This window comes from Achromobacter sp. PD1, from assembly GCF_048541815.1.
GTDB lineage: Bacteria > Pseudomonadota > Gammaproteobacteria > Burkholderiales > Burkholderiaceae_B > Achromobacter > Achromobacter bronchisepticus_A.
Window position 1 is genome coordinate 1,697,939 of sequence record NZ_CP183349.1, and the last position, 16,841, is coordinate 1,714,779.

The following is a 16,841-nucleotide window of genomic DNA, read 5'->3' on the forward strand; positions in this document are numbered from 1 at the left end:
TTCATCGGAGCGCATCATGCCCCTGGAGTCAGAGGCGCAGGTCATCATCGTCGGCAGCGGCATGAATTCGCTGGTCTGCGCCGCCTTGCTGGCGCAGCGCGGCAAGTCCGTGTTGGTGCTGGAACGCAACGACAGGCTGGGCGGCTGCATCCGCACCGAGGAGCTGTTCCCCGGCTACCGCCACGACGTGCTGTCCTGCTGGTATCCGCTGTTCATGGGCAGCCCGGCCTACGCGGCGCTCAAGCCCGCGCTGCACGAGGCCGGGCTGGAATTCATGCAGGGCGAGTACGCCACCGGGTTGGTGCTGCCCGACGGTTCGGGCCTGGCCTTGAAGCAGGACGTGGCGGACAGCGCGCGGCGGCTGGATGCCTGGGCGCCCGGCGACGGCGCGGCCTTCGGCGCGATGGCGCAGCGCCTGTTCGGCGAGGACGCGGCGCTGACCTTCGGCCTGCTGGGGCAGAACCCCTACGGCGCGGGCATGCTCAAACTGCTGTTCGGCGAATGGCGCAAGCGCGGCATGAACGGCCTCGCGGCCTTTGCCGCCGACTCGATGGAGAGCTTTCGCCGCTGGTCCGAACGCGCGCTGCAGTCGGATGCCGCGCGCGCGCTGATCGCGCCCTGGGTGCTGCACACCGGCCTGGGTCCGGACGATGCCTGTTCCGCGCTGATCGGCAAGCTGACTTTCGCCGCGGTGGTGGCCGGCGGCATGCCGGTGGTCAAGGGCGGCGGCAGCGGCGTGGTGGACGCGCTGGCCGCCGTCATCGAACGGCACGGCGGCCACTGGCAGACTGGCGTCGAGGTCGAACGCGTCATCACTAGCGGCCAGGGCAAGAGGCGCCGTGCGGTGGGCGTGCTGGCGGGTGGACGCGAGTATCGCGCGACAGAAGCCGTGGTCTGCAACGTGACGCCCGGCCAGTTGTACGGGCGGTTGCTGCCCGATGCGCCACCCGCCGTGCGCGAACGCGCCGCCGGCTATCGGTACGGCCGCGGCGGCATGCAGATCCATTTTGCGCTGAACGCGCCGCCGGACTGGCTGACGCCGGAGCTGCGCTACGTGCCGCTGGTGCACCTGACCGAGAGCATGGAGCAGGTCTGCGCCTCGGTGACCGAGGCCAACAACGGCCTGCTGCCCGCGCGTCCCACGCTGGCCATCGGCCAGCCCGTCGCGGTCGACCCCACGCGCGCGCCGCCCGGCGGCTGGATCCTGTGGGTGCAGATGCAGGAACTGCCGGCGCGGATCAAGGGCGATGCCGCGGGCGAGCTGGCCGCGCCCGCCGACGGCCGCTGGAACGAGGCCTTGCGCGAGGCGATGGCCGACCGGGTGCAGGCGCGCATGGAGCGCGTGATGCCAGGCCTGGCGCGGCGCATCGTCGGCCGGCGCGCGTACTCGCCGGCGGACCTGGAAGGGCTGAACTGCAATCTGGTGGGCGGCGATCCCTACTCGGGCGTGTGTTCGCCCGACCAGTTCTTCTGGCTGCGGCCCTTTGCCGGCGACCAGGGCGCGCGCGGCCACCGCACGCCGCTGCGGAATCTCTTTCACATCGGCGCCGCCACCCACCCGGGCCCCGGCCTCGGCGGCGGCTCCGGCTATCTCGTCGCACAACAAATAGGCAGGAGGGGAACATGAACGGACACCTGAAACTCCGGCGGCTGGCCAGCGCCTTGGCATTGGCGCTGGCCAGCGCGGGGGCCCAGGCCACCGAGGGCGGCGGCCTGGGCATCTACCCGGACGGCCTGGAAAACTTCATGTCGGGCGCGCTGCCGCCGCCGGGCGTGCATATGCTGGTCTATGCCGGCGGGGCGCGCTACGACACGCTGCGCGGCAATGACGGCCAGCGCGTGCCGGTGCCCGGCTTCAAGGTGGACGTCAACGTGCTGGCCCCGCGCCTGATCTGGGTCACGCAACAGCAGGTCATGGGCGGACAGCTGGCCTTCCATGCCATCGCGCCGCTGCTGGACGTGACCGCCAAGGCGGCCGGACAGCGCAACCGCAGCACCGGCCTGGGCGACATGACGCTGGGCGTGGCGCTGGGTTATCACCCGTCCGAAAGCCTGCATTACGTAGTGGGGCTGGACATGTACGCACCCACCGGCGAGTACGACCGCAAGGACCCGTCCAGCCTGGGCAAGAACTACTGGACCGCGCAGCCGGTGTTCGCATTGAGCCGCATCAGTCCGGACGGTTTCAACGCCGACCTGAAAGTCATGTACGACTTCAATTTCACCAATTCCGCCACCGACACGCGCTCGGGCCAGGCCCTGCACGCCGACTACGCGCTGGGCTGGGGCGTGGGCAAGGGCTGGGTGCTGGGGGTGGGCGGCTACGCCTTCCAGCAGGTCACGGACGACAGCGGCCCCAACAGCGCCGCCGGCCGCGCCCGCGCCTTCGGTGTCGGCCCTTCGGTGCGCTACATGAACGAAAAAGGTTGGTTGTTCACGGCGAAGTGGCAGCAGGACTTCAAGGTCAAGAACCGGCCCGAGGGCGCGCAGCTGTATGTGAAGCTGGGGATTCCGTTCTAAGGCGGGACACCTCCGCCAGCGCCACTGTCGCGACTGCGCTCAGCGCAATGAACGCTGAACCGTAACCGTAGCGTTGCGCGATCGCGCCAGCAAGCGCGGGGCTCAGCGCCGCACCGATCCCCTGGATGGTCATGACGGCGCCCAGCCCTGCGTTGACGTGACCGCTGCCTCTCAGGATCGAGGCGACCAGTCCAGGGAGCGCCACGCCGAGAAGGCCGGCGCCCACGCCGTCCATGAGTTGCACCGGAATCAGGGCCAATGGCGAGGGCCAGGCGGCTGCGACCAAGCCGCGTAGCGGCAGTACCCAGCAGGCCAGCGCAACCAATTTCCAGTAGCCGTGTTGCTGGGCGTACCGTCCGGCAAGCAAGGCGACCGGAATCATGGCGAGTTGGGAGACGATGATCGTAAGCGCCGTGAAGGCGCTGGCGTCAGCCTGGCCGCGCGAGACGGCTGCCTGACCCAGCAAGGGCAACATCGCCGCGTTGCCCAGATGGAACAGCATCATCACCAAGGCCACTCGGCGCAGCGGCCCCGACCGGGCCAGCACCCGCCAACTGGACGGTGCGCAAGTCGTAGCGGCTGGGCCGGCAGCGACAGCGGTGTCCAGGCCGCGGGCGACGGCATGATCGATGTCCTCGGGCCGAATTCTGCGCAGGTAGAAGAATGCGCCGAAAGGCATCACGACCATGAGCATGAATACGGCCGACAAGCCCCATCGGTAACCGGCGATGCCCGCGAGCGCCGCCGCCGCCACGTTGCCTGCATGGTTCCAGGCCTCGTTCCGACCCAGTTGCCGGGGCAGCCCGCGCGGTCCGACCAGGCCCAGCGTCAGGCCCATGATGGCGGGGCCGAACAACGCTCCAACGATTGCCGCAAGAATCTGCGTGATCACCGTTACGCTCACGACGGGCATCGCCCATAGCGCCAGGTTGGCGATGATCAAGGCGAGCGAAGCGCCGGCCAGCAAGCCCCGCTTGCGATGGGAAGAGTCCACCCAAGCTCCCATCGGTGTCGTGGCCAGCATTCCCGCCAGGCCGGCGGCTGTCATCAGATAGCCGATATCGTCGGCGCGCCAACCATGGCTCAACAGAAACACGCCAAGAAAGGGCCCCAGCCCGTCGCGCACATCGGCAAGGAAAAAATTCACGCCTGCCAATGCACGATGCGAGCCTTTGCGCATGTGCCGGATCCGCATCATCGTTTCCTAGTTCAACGGCCCTTTGAATACGAAAAAGGCGCCCAGCCCGATAAAGCCGAATCCCGCCAGGTGGTTGTAGGTCAGCCGCTCTCCCAGGTAGAACACCGAGAACACGCTGAATACCGTCAACGTGATGACCTCTTGCATGGTCTTGAGCTCGGCGGCGCTGTAGACGTTGTGGCCGATGCGGTTGGCGGGTACCGCAAAGCAATACTCTGCAAGGGCGATCAACCAGCTGACCAGTATCACCAGGTACAACGGCTTGCCGCCAAACTTGAGGTGTCCATACCAGGCGAAGGTCATGAACACGTTGGAGGCCAGCAGCAAGACGATGGGTAGTAGCTTTGGAGACATTTGCGAACAATGAAAATGATGGGCGACGGGAGGCCTCGAGCCGGCACGCTGGCCGGACCCGATATACATGCGCTGCGCTCAGGGCGCGCTGCCATACAAGGGTTGCAGCGCCGAGAGGCTAGTTCCCACGCTGATGGCCTCGATGGATACCCCCAGGGTGTTGCGCGTGCCCACGCCATTGGCCGCAAACGGCGCGCCGGGCTGTACTGACAGGCGCAGGCTTTCGGGCGGAAAGCGGACGATGCTGCCGTCGGACAAGATGACGCCATTGGCTTCGCCGCGCGGCCCGGTGAGAATGGCATCGACCTGGCCCTCGACTTGTTGCGGACGCAGCGCCTGTGCGCGCAAATGAGGCGGTAAAGGCGGCAAGCCCACGCCAGGCGTCGGGGGCTGGTCATAGATGGTTTGCCCGCTGGTGGTGTTGACGATGGCGTCAGCTTTGACCGTACCCCGCACTTGCAGCCGGCCGATGATGCGTACGGCATCGCCAGGCTTGACCGCGGCATTCAGCGCCGTGGACAGGTGCGGCGGAAACAGAACCAGCGTGCCGTCGGCCAGACGCAGTCCGTCTATCTCCCCATAGGGGTTCATCAACATCCGCGTGACTGTGCCTTGCGCCGCGTCGGCGGCAGCGTCAACCCTGGGCAAGGGCGGTGGGGCAGCAGGAGGCGGTGGGGCGGCGTGCGCGTAAGGCGCGCTGAGCGCAAAGGCCATTCCCAGCAGGCAAAGTGGGCGTCGAAACATGGTGAACTCCTTGGAGGTAGGGATCGTCCACGTCTAGATGCAATTGCCATGCCAGGGATAAATCGCCGTCAAATCATGGATCTACGATTCCATGCGGCTAGAAGCTGTCCGATTCTTTGACACGTCGGCGTCGCAGAATCGGACACTTTTATTCGAGCCCGTGTTCAGCCAGTTTGCGATACAGCTGCTGTCGCGATAGTCCAAGCCGGCGTGCCGCCTCGGCCCGGTTGCCGCTTGCTGCGGCCAGGGCCCGCCGGATCATTGCGCATTCGAGCGCGGCCACCGCCGGGGCCAGCGGACCATCCAGTGCAATACCGGGTACGTTTGCGGCAGGGTCCGCCACTAGCACGCCAAGATGTTCCGGCTCAATGGCCGATCCGCGGCTCAGTACCGCCGCGCGTTCCATCGCATTGCGCAATTCGCGTACATTGCCAGGCCATGAGTGGGCCAACAGCCGTTGCGCCGCGGCAGCCGTAAGACGCTTGGGAGCCCGCCCTCCGATCCTCCGGAGAAAATGCTCGGCTAGCAGCAGGACATCGCCCAGCCGCTCGCGCAAGGGGGGCAGCTCTATGGGCACTACCTGTAACCGGTACCACAGGTCTTGCCGAAACCTGCCAGCCTCGACCGCGGCCGGCAGGTCGCGGTGCGTAGCCGCAACGATGCGCACATTCACGGGCACGACGCGCGTGCCGCCTACTGGCGTGATCTCGCGTTCCTGCAGAACACGCAGAATCTTGGACTGCGTGGACAAGGGCATATCGCCGATTTCGTCGAGGAACAGCGTTCCGCCCTCCGCTTCACGGAAACGCCCGGCACGATCGCTGGTAGCGCCGGTGTAGGCTCCCTTGACGTGACCGAACAGTTCGCTTTCCATCAGTTCGGCGGGAATGGCGGCGCAGTTGACCGCCACGAACGCCCGCGCCGCGCGAGGGCTGTTGCGGTGCACGGCGCGTGCGACCAGCTCCTTGCCTGTACCGGTCTCGCCCAGAATCAGCACTGTGGCGTCGCTGCCTGCCGTCATCCCGATGCGCTTGAAAACATCGCGCATGGCCTCGCTGCCGCTGACAAGCTCAAGATCTTCGCCGGGACTCGATTCCGTCTGGGCGGTGTTAATGTCAGCCACTGGCGACTGCTGCAATGCCCGTTCCAGCGTCTGTACCAGCGTGGCGCGCGACACGGGTTTGGTCAGGTGATCGAATGCGCCCAGCCGCAAGGCTTCAATGGTGTTGCCGCCACTTGCATATGCCGTCAGCATGATGCACGGAACCGGCTTGATTGCCGCGGCCTTGCGTAGGAAGACCAAGCCGTCCTCATCGCGCATGCGCAGGTCGACAATTGCCAAATCCACGGCTTCGGTCCGTAACCTGTTCAAGCCTGCACTGGTGGATGTGGCCTGAAGCACGGAATGGCCCAGGTCATGAAGGGTCTCGGACAAACTGTCCAGAAACGCCACGTCGTCATCGACGATCAGGATGCGGGCCATGGCAGCTCCATTTCGATACGGGCGCCACGTGGCGACTTCGCCAGCCGGACTTGTCCGCCGTGTGCTTCGATGATTTCTTTTACCAGTGCGAGCCCGAGGCCCGTGCCGCCGGCACGCGCGGTGGCAAAAGGTTCGAAGAGGGTGTCACGCAGGCCGTCCGGCACCCCTGGGCCGTTGTCGGCTATCCATAAAAACAGAGCGCCCTGCGGCGTGCGGCCTGCGCCCAACTCAATGACGCCGTCTTCGCCGGTATGCGCCAGCGCGTTGAGCAGCAGATTGTCGTACACCCTTGCCATCTGGACGGGATCGAACCAGGCGCGTACGGGCAGGATTTCAGTATCGCTTGCCTCTGACAGCAGCAGCCGTACCCCCGCCTGTTGGGCTGCTGCGGCATGCGTCAGTATGCGCTGGTCCAGAAACGCGCGCAGAGCAAGCGGCTGGCGCTCGACCCGGAACGGTTGTGTCAGGGCCAGTAGCGTGGACACCAAGGACTCCAGGCGTTCGGTCTGTGTCAGTACCGCCTCCAGCGCGCTGGCCACGCGCGCCTCGCGCACGGGCTCGGGCGCCACCAGCGCGTTCTCGACTTTCATGCGCATGGTGCCCAACGGGTTGCGTATCTCATGCGCGAGGCCGGCCGACACACGGCCCAACGTGGCAAGCCGCTCAGCCTGTTGCAATTGCCGTTGCAGTTCGTCGGAGCGTGCCCGCCAGCGGGAGAAGGTGCGGCCCAGCCATATCCCTGATAGCACCACTGAGCTCAACAACAGACTGATCGCAAGAATCAGGGAATTAATGACGTCGCTGCCTATCAGCGGAACGCGAGCCAACGTCCAGGCGGCCAATGCCGGCAAGGAACTATCGGCAGGACAGGCTGCGAAGACCACCGCTTCGCGTAGCCCTGGCCGTACGTCCGTGATCAGTGCGGACGCGTCCAGCGCCCGCTGTGCCGTCGCGCCGATGCGTTCAAGTTCTGCGCTGGGCGGGTCGCGTTTGATGCCCGTGCCATCGTAGGTGGGAAAGGCGTAAGCCACGACCCCGGCGTCCGCCTGCCAGAACCCTCCTTCCATGCCGGCGCGGTCGCGTAAGGCCAGGTCCAAAATGGCCTGGGCGCCGGGAAGGGGCCGTGTCCCGGAGGCCTGGCCTGGCGTCGTCGCCAGATGCAGGCGTGTCGCTCCGGCACGCAGGGTTTCGCAGCTGACCGCGGCCAAGTCGCGCGCCCGTGCGATCTGCGGGCCGGCACTTTGGCGAATAAGCACCACCAGCAGGCCGGCCAGCACCAGTGAGACAATGACGATCCAGAACCAGAGGATGGCCAAATCCCGACGAATCGACTTTTGCGGTGACAGCGCCATTCTCCTTGGTGTGAGCACTCGCAAGAATAGCTTATGAGCCGGGCCATGCCGCTTCCCCGTCCTTCCGTATGGCTGGAGGATGGTGGCGTTCGCAGGAGGTGACAGATTGCGTTCCGCCCAGTACTTCTGGCTTCTGACGGAAGCGGCGCTGGCCTGGGTCTGGACGGGCGCTGTCCGTGCCCGCCGCCTCAGGCGCGCCGCCGCAGGCTCTGGCTGGGGCTTTCCCCGTAGCGTTCCTTGTAGCCGGCGCTGAAGCGCCCCATGTGCGCGAAGCCCCAGCGCAACGCCACGCCGGCGATATTGCGGCTTTCGCCCGAGACCAGCTCGGCGTGCGCGCGCTCCATGCGCAGGTCGCGCAGGTAATGCATGGGACTCACGCCCAGGAATTCCTTGAATCCCGCGTACAGGCTGCGCACGCTGACGCCGGCGATGCGCGCCAGCTGTTCGGCGCTGACGGGTTCGTGCGCGTGCGCCTGCAGGTAATCCTGGACGCTGCGCACGTGGCGCGGCAGCACCGCGCCGCGGCGGCCGGGCAGGGCGCCGGTGTAGTTGTGGGGCTGGGCCGACAGCAGGGTGGCGGCGACCAGCTGTTCCATCTGGTGCACGATGAGCTTGTGCTCGGCCAGGTTGGCATGCTGCGTCGAGCAGTCCAGCAGATAGCTCATCAGGCAGCGCCAGGCGGGACATTCGCGCCAGCGGAATCCCAGTTGGAAACGTAGCGGCCGGTCCAGCGCACAGCCCAGATGGCCCACCAGCGTGCGTTCCAGCAGCGAACGGCCCACGCGCAGCATGAACTGGTCGTTGTCGTCGGCCCAGCGCATGGCCAGGTCGTCGTCCGGGCTGACGACCGAGGCGACCTCGGGCGTCGAATCCAGCTGCTGCGGGCCGCTGCTGATGCGGGCGCAGCCCGACAGTGGCATCTGCACCAGGAAGAAGTCCTCCAGCGGACCGGGACGGATCTCGACGTTGGCGCCGTAGCGCAGGCGGTTCAGCGAGACCTCGCCCAGCGGCTGGTGGTGCATGCGGGCGTCCAGGCGCTGCAGCGCGCCGACCACACCCAGGTGGTGCGGACGCATGACGCGGCCGACCATGGAACGGGCTTCGTCCAGATCGCCGGAGGCGAACAATTGCTGCGCCGGCAGGCCCAGGACCGACTCGATCCGCGGCGCGGCCGGCGGCCAAGTCGTGCTGGTGGCGGACTGCATCGTGTCGAGCATGGGGAAACTCCACTGCCGGGGTCTTGAAGGCTTTGATAGTAAAGCTGCGCCGGACAGGGCGGACTGGTGGAAAACCCGTCCAGAGGCAGGGGACGCTATCCGTTTTTTGCGGCGGCTGTCCGGTGTACGCAGAAAAACAGTCGAGATTTATATTGACAACCAGTTTCCATAGTTGGAAACTGGTTGTCAATTAAGCCAAAAGACCGGGAGGCCAGCAATGAATCCAACCAAGGAAGAACGGCTCACCGGGGTGATCCTGACCTTGTTCCAGTTGAACGGCGCGCTGCTCGATTGGGGCGATGCCTTCGTCGCGCCGCAGGCGCTGACCAGCGCGCGCTGGCAGATGCTGGGCGCCCTGGCGTTGGCGGGACAGCCTCTGAGCGCGCCGCAGGTCGCCGCCGCCATGGGCGTGACGCGCCAGGGCGCGCAGAAGCAGCTCAATCTGCTGTCCGAGGCGCAACTGGTGGAGGTCCGCCCCAATCCGCAACACAAGCGCTCGCCGCTGTACCGGCTGACCGATGAGGGGCGGCGCGTCTATGGCGCCATCGACGCGCGCTGGAAGGAGCGCGCGCGCCAACTGGCCGGCGGCTTCAGCGCCGCTGAACTGGAAACGGCGGGGAGGGTGCTGGCGGGCCTGCTGGCCGCGCACGTTCCCGCGCACGGGGAGCAAGGTCATGAAACATAGAATCCATGCCGCTGCCGCCATGTCGACGCTGCTGTTTTTGGCGGCGTTCTGGATTTCGACGGTGGTGTCCGAACTGTTCCTGACCGCGTCCGCGGTGGCCCAGGTCAAGCTTGCCATCGCCTATGCGCTGTTGGGTTTCGTGCCCGTCATGATGCTGACCGCCGCCAGCGGCTTCCTGATGGGCGGCAAGGGCAGGCACCCGCTGCTGCTGGCCAAGCGCAAACGCATGCCTTTCATCGCGGCCAATGGTTTGCTGATTCTGGTTCCCGCGGCGGTGTTCCTGGCGCTGCGCGCGCAGGCGGGCTTGCTGGATGGGGTGTTCTACGGGGTGCAGGCGGTGGAGCTGGCGGCAGGCGCGGCCAACCTGACGCTGATCGGATTGAACATCCGTGACGGCCTCAGGCTGGGCCGCTTGCGGCGGGGCGCGCGAGAACAGGGCCGGTCCTAGCCTCCCGTCCCGCTGTTCGGGGCGAGAGGCCAGCCGGCCCTGTTGCCTCAGTGCATCTTGCCGTAGCGGCCGGCGTTGAAGTCCTGGATCGCTTCAACAATTTCCGCCTGCGTGTTCATCACGAAGGGGCCGTAGCCGACCACCGGCTCGTCGATGGGCTCGCCGCTCAACACCAGGAACACTGCGTCGTTGTTGGCTTCGACGGTGATGTCCTCGCCCTCCAGGGAGAACAGCGCCAGCTGCGCATCGCGCGCCACGGTTTCGCCGTTGACCAGCATCGTGCCGCGCAGCACCACCAGCATGCTGTTGCGGCCCTCGGCGACGGGGAAGGTCGCCGACTTGCCGGCGGCCAGCCTCACGTCCCACACGTCCATCGGCGTGAAGGTGCGCGCCGGTCCCGCGTGGCCCGCGTAATTGCCCGCGATCACGCGCAGCGTGCCCGCGCCGTCAGGCAGTTCCACCGCCGGGATGTCCGCGTTGAGGATGCCCTGGTAGCCGGCCGGCGCCATCTTGTCCTTGGCGGGCAGGTTGACCCAGAGCTGCACCATTTCCAGCTCGCCGCCCTTGCGGGTGAAGGCGTGGGAATGGAATTCCTCATGCAGGATGCCGGAGGCCGCCGTCATCCATTGCACGTCGCCGGGACCGATGACGCCGCCGTTGCCGGTGGAATCGCGGTGCTCGACTTCGCCGCTATAGACGATGGTCACGGTTTCAAAGCCGCGGTGCGGATGCTGCCCGACGCCGCGCGGATGCTCGGCCGGCTCGAACTGCGCCGGTCCGGCGTAGTCCAGCAGCAGGAACGGGCTGGTGTTCTTGCCTTTGTCGTTGTAGGAGAACATGGAGCGCACCGGGAAGCCGTCGCCCACCCAGTGGGGACGGGGGCTGGCATGCAATCCGAGGATCTTCTTCATGGTCGTATTTCCTGTTGCGCGGCCCCATCGGGGCCGTTCGTCATGATTAATAAGATAAGGGCGCCACCTCTTCGGCGGTAGTCCCCGGCATTGATAAGCACTGTTCCATGAATCGGACAGTGGGGCCGGAACTTGCGGCTGGCGTATCCTTCGGTCATGGAAGACGGCATGAATACGGCCCAGGCGGGCGGCAACAACGATCAGGTCCAAGGCTTTGCCCCGGTGGTGGGGGCTGGCGCGCGCGTGCTGGTGCTGGGTTCGATGCCTGGCGTGGCATCGTTGCGGCAGGGCCGCTATTACGCGCATCCGCGCAACGCCTTCTGGCCCATCGCGGCCAGCGTCTTCGGCTTCGATCCCGGCCTGGACTATGCGCAGCGCTTGCAGGCCCTGCAAGCCGCTGGCGTCGCCTTGTGGGACGTGCTGCAAGCCTGCGAGCGTCCCGGCAGCCTGGACGCCGATATCCGTGGCGACACCCTGGTCGCCAACGACTTCGCCGCATTCCTGGAACGCCACCCCGGCATCGTCCGGGTCTGCTTCAACGGCGCCAAGGCCGCGGCGATGTACCGCCGCCACGTGCTGCCCGGGCTGGCCGTCTCGTTGGAATACATGGACCTGCCGTCGACCAGCCCGGCGCATGCGGCGGCGTCGTTCGAGCACAAGTTGGCTGCCTGGGGCCGGGCGCTCAAGATCGAGGATTGACGGGTTGGGCCGCAGACCGGCTCCGGGTTTACACTTATCCGTCCCCGGTTTGATACTTATCAAGTCTCTATATAACTCCAAGTGATAAGTTAATTCCTGTAACAGAATTAACGCTTGGAGAAGCACTATGAGTACCCCCGCCAGCCCCCCGGAACCGCCACTCCCGGGTAAACGTGGCTTCCTGAAGGGCTTATTGGGGTTGGGGGCCGCGGCCACCGTCATACCCATCCGCGCCGAGGCCGCCGGCATCAACGGCCAGCCGCCGCGCCGCCCCGGCATGGCGGGCAAGCGCTACGGCATGGTCGTGGATATGCGCAAGTGCATCGGCTGCCAGTCCTGTACGGTCAGCTGTTCCATGGAGAACCTGCCTCCCATCGGGCAGTTCCGCACCACCGTCCTGCAATACGAAGTCCTGCCCGACGCCGGCGGCCCCGCCTCCATGGTGATGCTGCCGCGCCTGTGCAACCACTGCGACAACCCGCCTTGCGTGCCCGTCTGTCCGGTGCAGGCCACCTTCCAGCGCGAAGATGGCATCGTGCTGGTCGACAACGAGCGCTGCGTGGGCTGCGCCTATTGCGTGCAGGCCTGTCCCTACGACGCCCGCTTCATCAACCACGAAACGCAGACCGCCGACAAATGCACCTTCTGCGAGCACCGCCTGGAAGCGGGGCTGCTGCCGGCCTGCGTGGAAAGCTGCGTGGGCGGCGCGCGCGTCATCGGCGACATGAACGATCCCGACAGCGCGATTTCCAGGCTGCTGGTCGAGCACAAGCAAGACATCAAGGTGCTCAAGCCCGAAATGAAGACCGATCCCCACGTCTATTACATCGGCCTGCCCGATGCGTTCGTCCATCAGGTCGACGGCCAGGCCGGCGTGCGGCTGGCTGGCGGCCATTGAGCCATTAAAGGGGATGAGCATGCAGATCTCTGAATTGTTGACGCCGGTCTACGACGCCGCCTGGCTGCCGTGGGCCGTGCAGTACTTCTTCCTCATCGGCATCAGCGCCACCACCGCGCTGACCGCCGCGTTTGCGGCCTTTGGCAGCGCGGGCTCGCCTGCCCGTCGCCTGCTGCCCGCGGCCGTGACGGTGCTGCTGGTCAGCGCCATCGCCGCGCCCGTGTCGCTGTTGGCGGACCTGCACCAGCCGGGCCGCTTCTGGCACTTCTACGCGCATGTCACGCCCTGGTCCTGGATGTGGCTGGGCGCCTTGCTGCTGCCGGTGTTCGTGACCCTGGCGCTGTTGTTCTGTGCCGCCTGGTGGTGGGGCCGCATCGGCTGGGTGCGCGTGCTGGGCATGGCGCTGGCGGTGTCGGCGCTGTCCATCCTGGTCTATACCGGCGCGGAAGTGATGGTGCTGCGTTCGCGGCCGTTGTGGCACACGGTGTTCCTGCCGGTGAACTTCGCGTTGACCGCCTGGCTGGGCGCGTTGGGGGCCATGTTCCTGGTGGGCCGCTGGCTGCGCGGCGGTACGCAGGCCATGCCGGTGGAACTGTTGCGCAGCCTGAGCGTGACCGCGGTGGTGATGATGGCGCTGGGCGCCGGCGCCTGGGCGCTGCTGGGCCTCTTGGGCATGGACCCTTCGTTCGACGCCGCGCTGCGGCTGTTCGCGGAGTTTCCGATCTGGCGCGTCAGCCTGGCGGGTGCGGTGGCGACCGGCTTCTGCATGATCGCGCTGTTGCAGCGTCCGGCGCGCACGCTGGCCGCGCCGCTGCCTTCAGCCGCGCTGGCGCTGACCATGCTGGCGGCCGCGTGGATCTTCCGCTGGGTGGTCTTCATGAGCGTGCAGGGCGTGCCGAAGTACGGCGCCGGCCTCTATCTGTACGACATGCCCTGGGGCAGCGATGGACTGCTGGGCATGGTGGGCGTGCTGGGCCTGTGCGTGGCGCTGATCGCCGCCGTGACCTACGCGCTGGAGCTGTTTCCGGCGCGCACGCGCGGCCTGGCGGCCTGAGCGCCGCCGCCTGGGCCTGTGTGTGCACAGGTCCTAGACGAAAGAACATGGAATGAAAGCAATGGACAAGCAACACGAAGACGACAAGCGCGGCGCCCCGCCGGACGAGGCCGCCGATCAACCGCGCGACGAGGCGCGGCGCAAGATGATGGTGCGCGGCGGCGTGGTCGCCGGCGGCATGGCGGCGTTCGCGGCGGGCTACGGCGAGACCGTGGTCCGGGCCGTGAAGGGCCTGGCTCAAGGCACGGCGGGCGTGCCCACGGCGCATGCCGTGCGCGGCAATTCGCTGACGCCGGAATTCCGCATCGATCCCCTGACCGGCGTGCTCAGCGCGCAGCCGGGCCAGACGGTCAGCCCCTCCAGCTGCCTGGGCTGCTGGACCCAGTGCGGCGTGCGCCTGCGCGTGGATACACAGGAAAACCGCATCCTGCGCGTGGCCGGCAACCCCTACCATCCGCTGGCCACGACCCGGCCGGCCGCGATGGACGCGCCGGTGCGCGAGGTCTACGCGCAACTGGGCGGCGACAACGGCCTGGAAGGGCGCGCCACGTCCTGCGCGCGCGGTTCGGCCATGCTGGAGCAGATGAACAGCCCGTTCCGCGTGCTGCAGCCGCTCAAGCGCGTGGGCAAGCGCGGCGAGGGCAAGTGGCAGACGATCTCGTTCGAACAGCTGGTGCAGGAAGTCTGCGAAGGCGGCGATCTGTTCGGCGAAGGCCAGGTGGACGGCCTGCGCGCCATCTTCGACCGCGAAACGCCGCTGGACCCGCAGAATCCCGAGTACGGCGCCAAGGTCAACCAGTTCCTGTTCACCGATGCATCCAACGAAGGCCGTACCCCGCTGATCCAGCGCTTTGCCGGGCAATCGTTCGGCACGGTCAATTTCAGCAACCACGGTTCCTATTGCGGCCAGAGCTTCCGCGTGGGAGCGGGCGCGGCGCTGGGCGATCTGAAGGGCATGCCCCACGGCAAGCCGGACTGGGACAATGCGCGCTTTGGCCTGTTCATCGGCGCGGCCCCGGCGCAGGCCGGCAACCCGTTCCAGCGCCAGGCCCGCCAATTGGCCGAGGCCCGCGTGCGGCCGGAAGAGACTGGTTTCACCTACGTGGTCGTGTCGCCGATGCTGCCGGCCTCGTCCAGCCTGTCGACCGGATCGGGCAATGAATGGGTGCCGGTCAATCCGGCCGGCGACCTGGGCCTGGCCATGGGCCTGATCCGCTGGATCCTGGATAACGAGCGCTACGATGCCCGCGCGCTGGCGCAGCCCGGCCCTGCGGCCATGAAGGCCGCGGGCGAGGCGGCCTGGACCAACGCCACCCATCTGGTGGTGGCGGAACCCGGCCATCCGCATCTGGGCAGTTTCCTGCGCGGCGCCGATCTGGGCTGGCCGCGCCCGGCCGATGCCGGCGAGAAGTGGGAAGACGTGTACGTCGTGCGCCTTGAAGACGGCACGCTGGCGCCGCATACCGCGGCCGCGCCCGCCACGCTGTTCGTGGACGACACGGTCGCCGCGCCCGGCATGGACGGCGCGCCGCAAGCGCTGCGCGTGCGCAGTTCGCTGTCGCTGCTGCGCGAGGAAGCGCGCCGCAAGACGCTGGACGAATACGCGGAACTGAGCGGCGTGCCGGCCGCCAAGATCGCGTCGCTGGCCGAGCGTTTCACCAGCTACGGCAAGCGCGCCGTGGCCGACGCGCACGGCGGCACCATGAGCGGCTCGGGTTTCTATACGGCCTATGCCATCGCCATGCTGAACACGCTGGTGGGCAACCTCAATGTCGAAGGCGGCCTGGTGCTGGACGCCGGCCCGTTCCCGCCCTACGGGCAGGGGCCGCGCTACAACATCGCCGGCTTCGCCAACCGCGCCACGCCCAAGGGCGTGGGCCTGTCGCGTAACCGCTTTCCGTACGAGAAGTCCAGCGAGTTCAAGCGCAAGAAGGCCGCCGGCCAGCCGGCCTATCCGGCCGCCGCGCCCTGGTATCCGGCCACCGGCGGGCTCAGCTCGGAAATGCTGGCGTCCGCGCTGGCGGGCTATCCGTACCATGCCAAGGTCTGGTTCAACCACATGAGCAACCCGATCTACGGCATCGCCGGCTTGAAGAGCGTCATCATCGACAAGATGAAGGATCCGCGCCTCTTGCCGCTGTCGGTATCGATCAACCCCTTCATCAACGAGACCAACGCGTTGGCCGACTACATCGTGCCGGACACGGTGACCTACGAAAGCTGGGGCGTCTCCGCGCCCTGGGCGGACGTGGTGGCCAAGGCGTCCACCGTGCGCTGGCCTGCCGTGCAGCCGCGCGTGGCCCGCACGGCCACGGGCGAGCCGGTCTGCCTGGAGACCTTCCTGATCGCCTGCGCCAAGCGGCTGGGCATGCCGGGCTTCGGCGCGGGCGCCATCTCCGACAAGGACGGCGTCAAGTACGCGCTGGACACGCCGGAGGACTTCTTCCTGCGCGGCATCGCCAACATCGCCTTCGCGGCCGGCAAGCCGGTGCCGGAGGCCAGCGATGACGACATGGCGCTCACCGGCGTGGACCGCTACGGTCCGTTGTTGCAGCAGAAGCTCAAACCGGGCGAATGGCGCCAGGTGGCCATGGTGATGAGCCGCGGCGGGCGCTTCGACAAGATGCAGGACGCCTGGGTGGAAGAGGGCGGGACGCGCCAGACGCGCGCCGCCTACGCCAAGCCGCTGCAGGTCTGGAGCGAGGAACTGGCGGGCTTTCGCCATTCCATGACGGGCGAGCGCTATAGCGGCTGTCCGACCTGGTACCCGACGCGGCTGGCCGACGGCAGTGATATGCGCGCGCAATACACGCGGCAGGACTGGCCCTTCCTGCTCAGCTCGTTCAAGTCCAACCTGATGAGCTCCATGTCCATCGGCGTGAACCGCCTGCGCCAGGTGCATCCGCACAACCCGGTGTCGATCAACCGGCAGGACGGCGAACGCCTGGGCATCCGCAACGGCGATACGGTGCGCATCGTGACGCCGGGCGGCGCGGTGACCGGGCTGGCGCTGCTGCGCGACGGCATCCAGCCGGGCGCGGTGGGTATCGAGCACGGCTACGGCCACACCGAGCTGGGCGCGCGCGCCCACGTGGTGGATGGCAAGCCCATGGCGCACGATCCGGCGCTGGCCGCGGGCGTGAACCTGAACGACCTGGGATTCGGCGACGCCACGCGCGGCGAGCATGCCAACGTCTGGATCGATTGGGTGTCCGGCGCGGCGGTGCGCCAGGGGCTGCCGGCGCGGATCGAGCGAGTCTGAGGGCGCAGGCGGCCGG

General features: G+C 67.2%; 15 protein-coding genes. 8 read left to right on the forward strand and 7 right to left on the reverse strand.

What is annotated here, in order from left to right; translation table 11 throughout:
* The first annotated feature begins 16 nt into the window (after positions 1-16).
* Positions 17-1,627 (forward strand): phytoene desaturase family protein, encoded by a 1,611-nt coding sequence (locus tag ACM1PE_RS07985; RefSeq protein ID WP_419342930.1) that lies wholly within the window; start codon positions 17-19, stop codon positions 1,625-1,627.
* On the forward strand, positions 1,624-2,520 hold the full coding sequence (locus tag ACM1PE_RS07990) for a SphA family protein (RefSeq protein WP_059379365.1): 897 nt from the start codon (positions 1,624-1,626) through the stop codon (positions 2,518-2,520). Before ACM1PE_RS07985 ends, ACM1PE_RS07990 begins: the two co-directional genes overlap by 4 nt.
* Here ACM1PE_RS07990 and ACM1PE_RS07995 read toward each other — a convergent pair.
* The 6 genes from ACM1PE_RS07995 to ACM1PE_RS08020 all read right to left on the reverse strand — a co-directional run bounded on the left by ACM1PE_RS07995 (position 2,465) and on the right by ACM1PE_RS08020 (position 8,868).
* The gene (locus ACM1PE_RS07995; protein WP_419342931.1) at positions 2,465-3,700 is read right to left on the reverse strand and encodes an MFS transporter; all 1,236 of its coding nucleotides are present in this window, start codon (positions 3,698-3,700) and stop codon (positions 2,465-2,467) included. The two genes, ACM1PE_RS07990 and ACM1PE_RS07995, sit on opposite strands and share 56 nt — an antisense overlap.
* Positions 3,701-3,724: 24 nt before the next feature.
* The gene (locus tag ACM1PE_RS08000; protein ID WP_059379367.1) at positions 3,725-4,072 is read right to left on the reverse strand and encodes a DMT family protein; all 348 of its coding nucleotides are present in this window, start codon (positions 4,070-4,072) and stop codon (positions 3,725-3,727) included.
* Positions 4,073-4,150: 78 nt separating this feature from the next.
* Positions 4,151-4,663 (reverse strand): hypothetical protein, encoded by a 513-nt coding sequence (locus ACM1PE_RS08005; RefSeq protein WP_419342933.1) that lies wholly within the window; start codon positions 4,661-4,663, stop codon positions 4,151-4,153.
* 301 nt (positions 4,664-4,964) lie between these two features.
* Complete coding sequence (locus tag ACM1PE_RS08010) at positions 4,965-6,299, reverse strand: sigma-54-dependent transcriptional regulator (protein WP_419342934.1); 1,335 nt, start codon at positions 6,297-6,299, stop codon at positions 4,965-4,967.
* Positions 6,284-7,651 carry a sensor histidine kinase gene (locus ACM1PE_RS08015; protein ID WP_419342935.1) on the reverse strand — a complete coding sequence of 456 codons (1,368 nt, stop codon included), beginning with the start codon at positions 7,649-7,651 and terminating at the stop codon, positions 6,284-6,286. The genes ACM1PE_RS08010 and ACM1PE_RS08015 overlap by 16 nt, the downstream gene beginning before the upstream one ends.
* A 188-nt stretch (positions 7,652-7,839) precedes the next feature.
* The gene (locus tag ACM1PE_RS08020; protein WP_059379371.1) at positions 7,840-8,868 is read right to left on the reverse strand and encodes an AraC family transcriptional regulator; all 1,029 of its coding nucleotides are present in this window, start codon (positions 8,866-8,868) and stop codon (positions 7,840-7,842) included.
* 217 nt (positions 8,869-9,085) lie between these two features.
* On the opposite strand from ACM1PE_RS08020, the gene ACM1PE_RS08025 reads away from it, so the two are divergent.
* Entirely contained in the window at positions 9,086-9,553 is a 468-nt protein-coding gene (locus ACM1PE_RS08025) for a MarR family winged helix-turn-helix transcriptional regulator (protein WP_118933967.1), read from the forward strand.
* The gene (locus ACM1PE_RS08030) at positions 9,543-10,001 is read left to right on the forward strand and encodes a hypothetical protein (RefSeq protein WP_118933966.1); all 459 of its coding nucleotides are present in this window, start codon (positions 9,543-9,545) and stop codon (positions 9,999-10,001) included. The genes ACM1PE_RS08025 and ACM1PE_RS08030 overlap by 11 nt, the downstream gene beginning before the upstream one ends.
* A gap of 47 nt (positions 10,002-10,048) precedes the next feature.
* Here the strand turns inward: ACM1PE_RS08030 and ACM1PE_RS08035 are convergent, their stop codons facing one another.
* Positions 10,049-10,912, reverse strand: coding sequence for a pirin family protein (locus ACM1PE_RS08035; protein ID WP_419342937.1), 864 nt, complete (start codon positions 10,910-10,912; stop codon positions 10,049-10,051).
* A 168-nt stretch (positions 10,913-11,080) separates the two neighbouring features.
* On the opposite strand from ACM1PE_RS08035, the gene ACM1PE_RS08040 reads away from it, so the two are divergent.
* From ACM1PE_RS08040 to ACM1PE_RS08055, 4 genes are all read left to right on the forward strand, one after another.
* Entirely contained in the window at positions 11,081-11,611 is a 531-nt protein-coding gene (locus ACM1PE_RS08040; protein WP_419342938.1) for a DNA-deoxyinosine glycosylase, read from the forward strand.
* Positions 11,612-11,738: 127 nt separating this feature from the next.
* A complete protein-coding gene (dsrO, locus tag ACM1PE_RS08045) occupies positions 11,739-12,509 on the forward strand; it encodes a sulfate reduction electron transfer complex DsrMKJOP subunit DsrO (protein ID WP_059379375.1) in 771 nt (256 codons plus the stop codon).
* Positions 12,510-12,528: 19 nt separating this feature from the next.
* Positions 12,529-13,563, forward strand: coding sequence for an NrfD/PsrC family molybdoenzyme membrane anchor subunit (gene nrfD / locus ACM1PE_RS08050; protein ID WP_059379390.1), 1,035 nt, complete (start codon positions 12,529-12,531; stop codon positions 13,561-13,563).
* A 61-nt stretch (positions 13,564-13,624) separates the two neighbouring features.
* Positions 13,625-16,825: a tetrathionate reductase subunit A gene (locus ACM1PE_RS08055; protein WP_419342940.1), complete on the forward strand. Its 3,201-nt coding sequence runs from the start codon at positions 13,625-13,627 to the stop codon at positions 16,823-16,825.
* Positions 16,826-16,841: the final 16 nt, after the last annotated feature.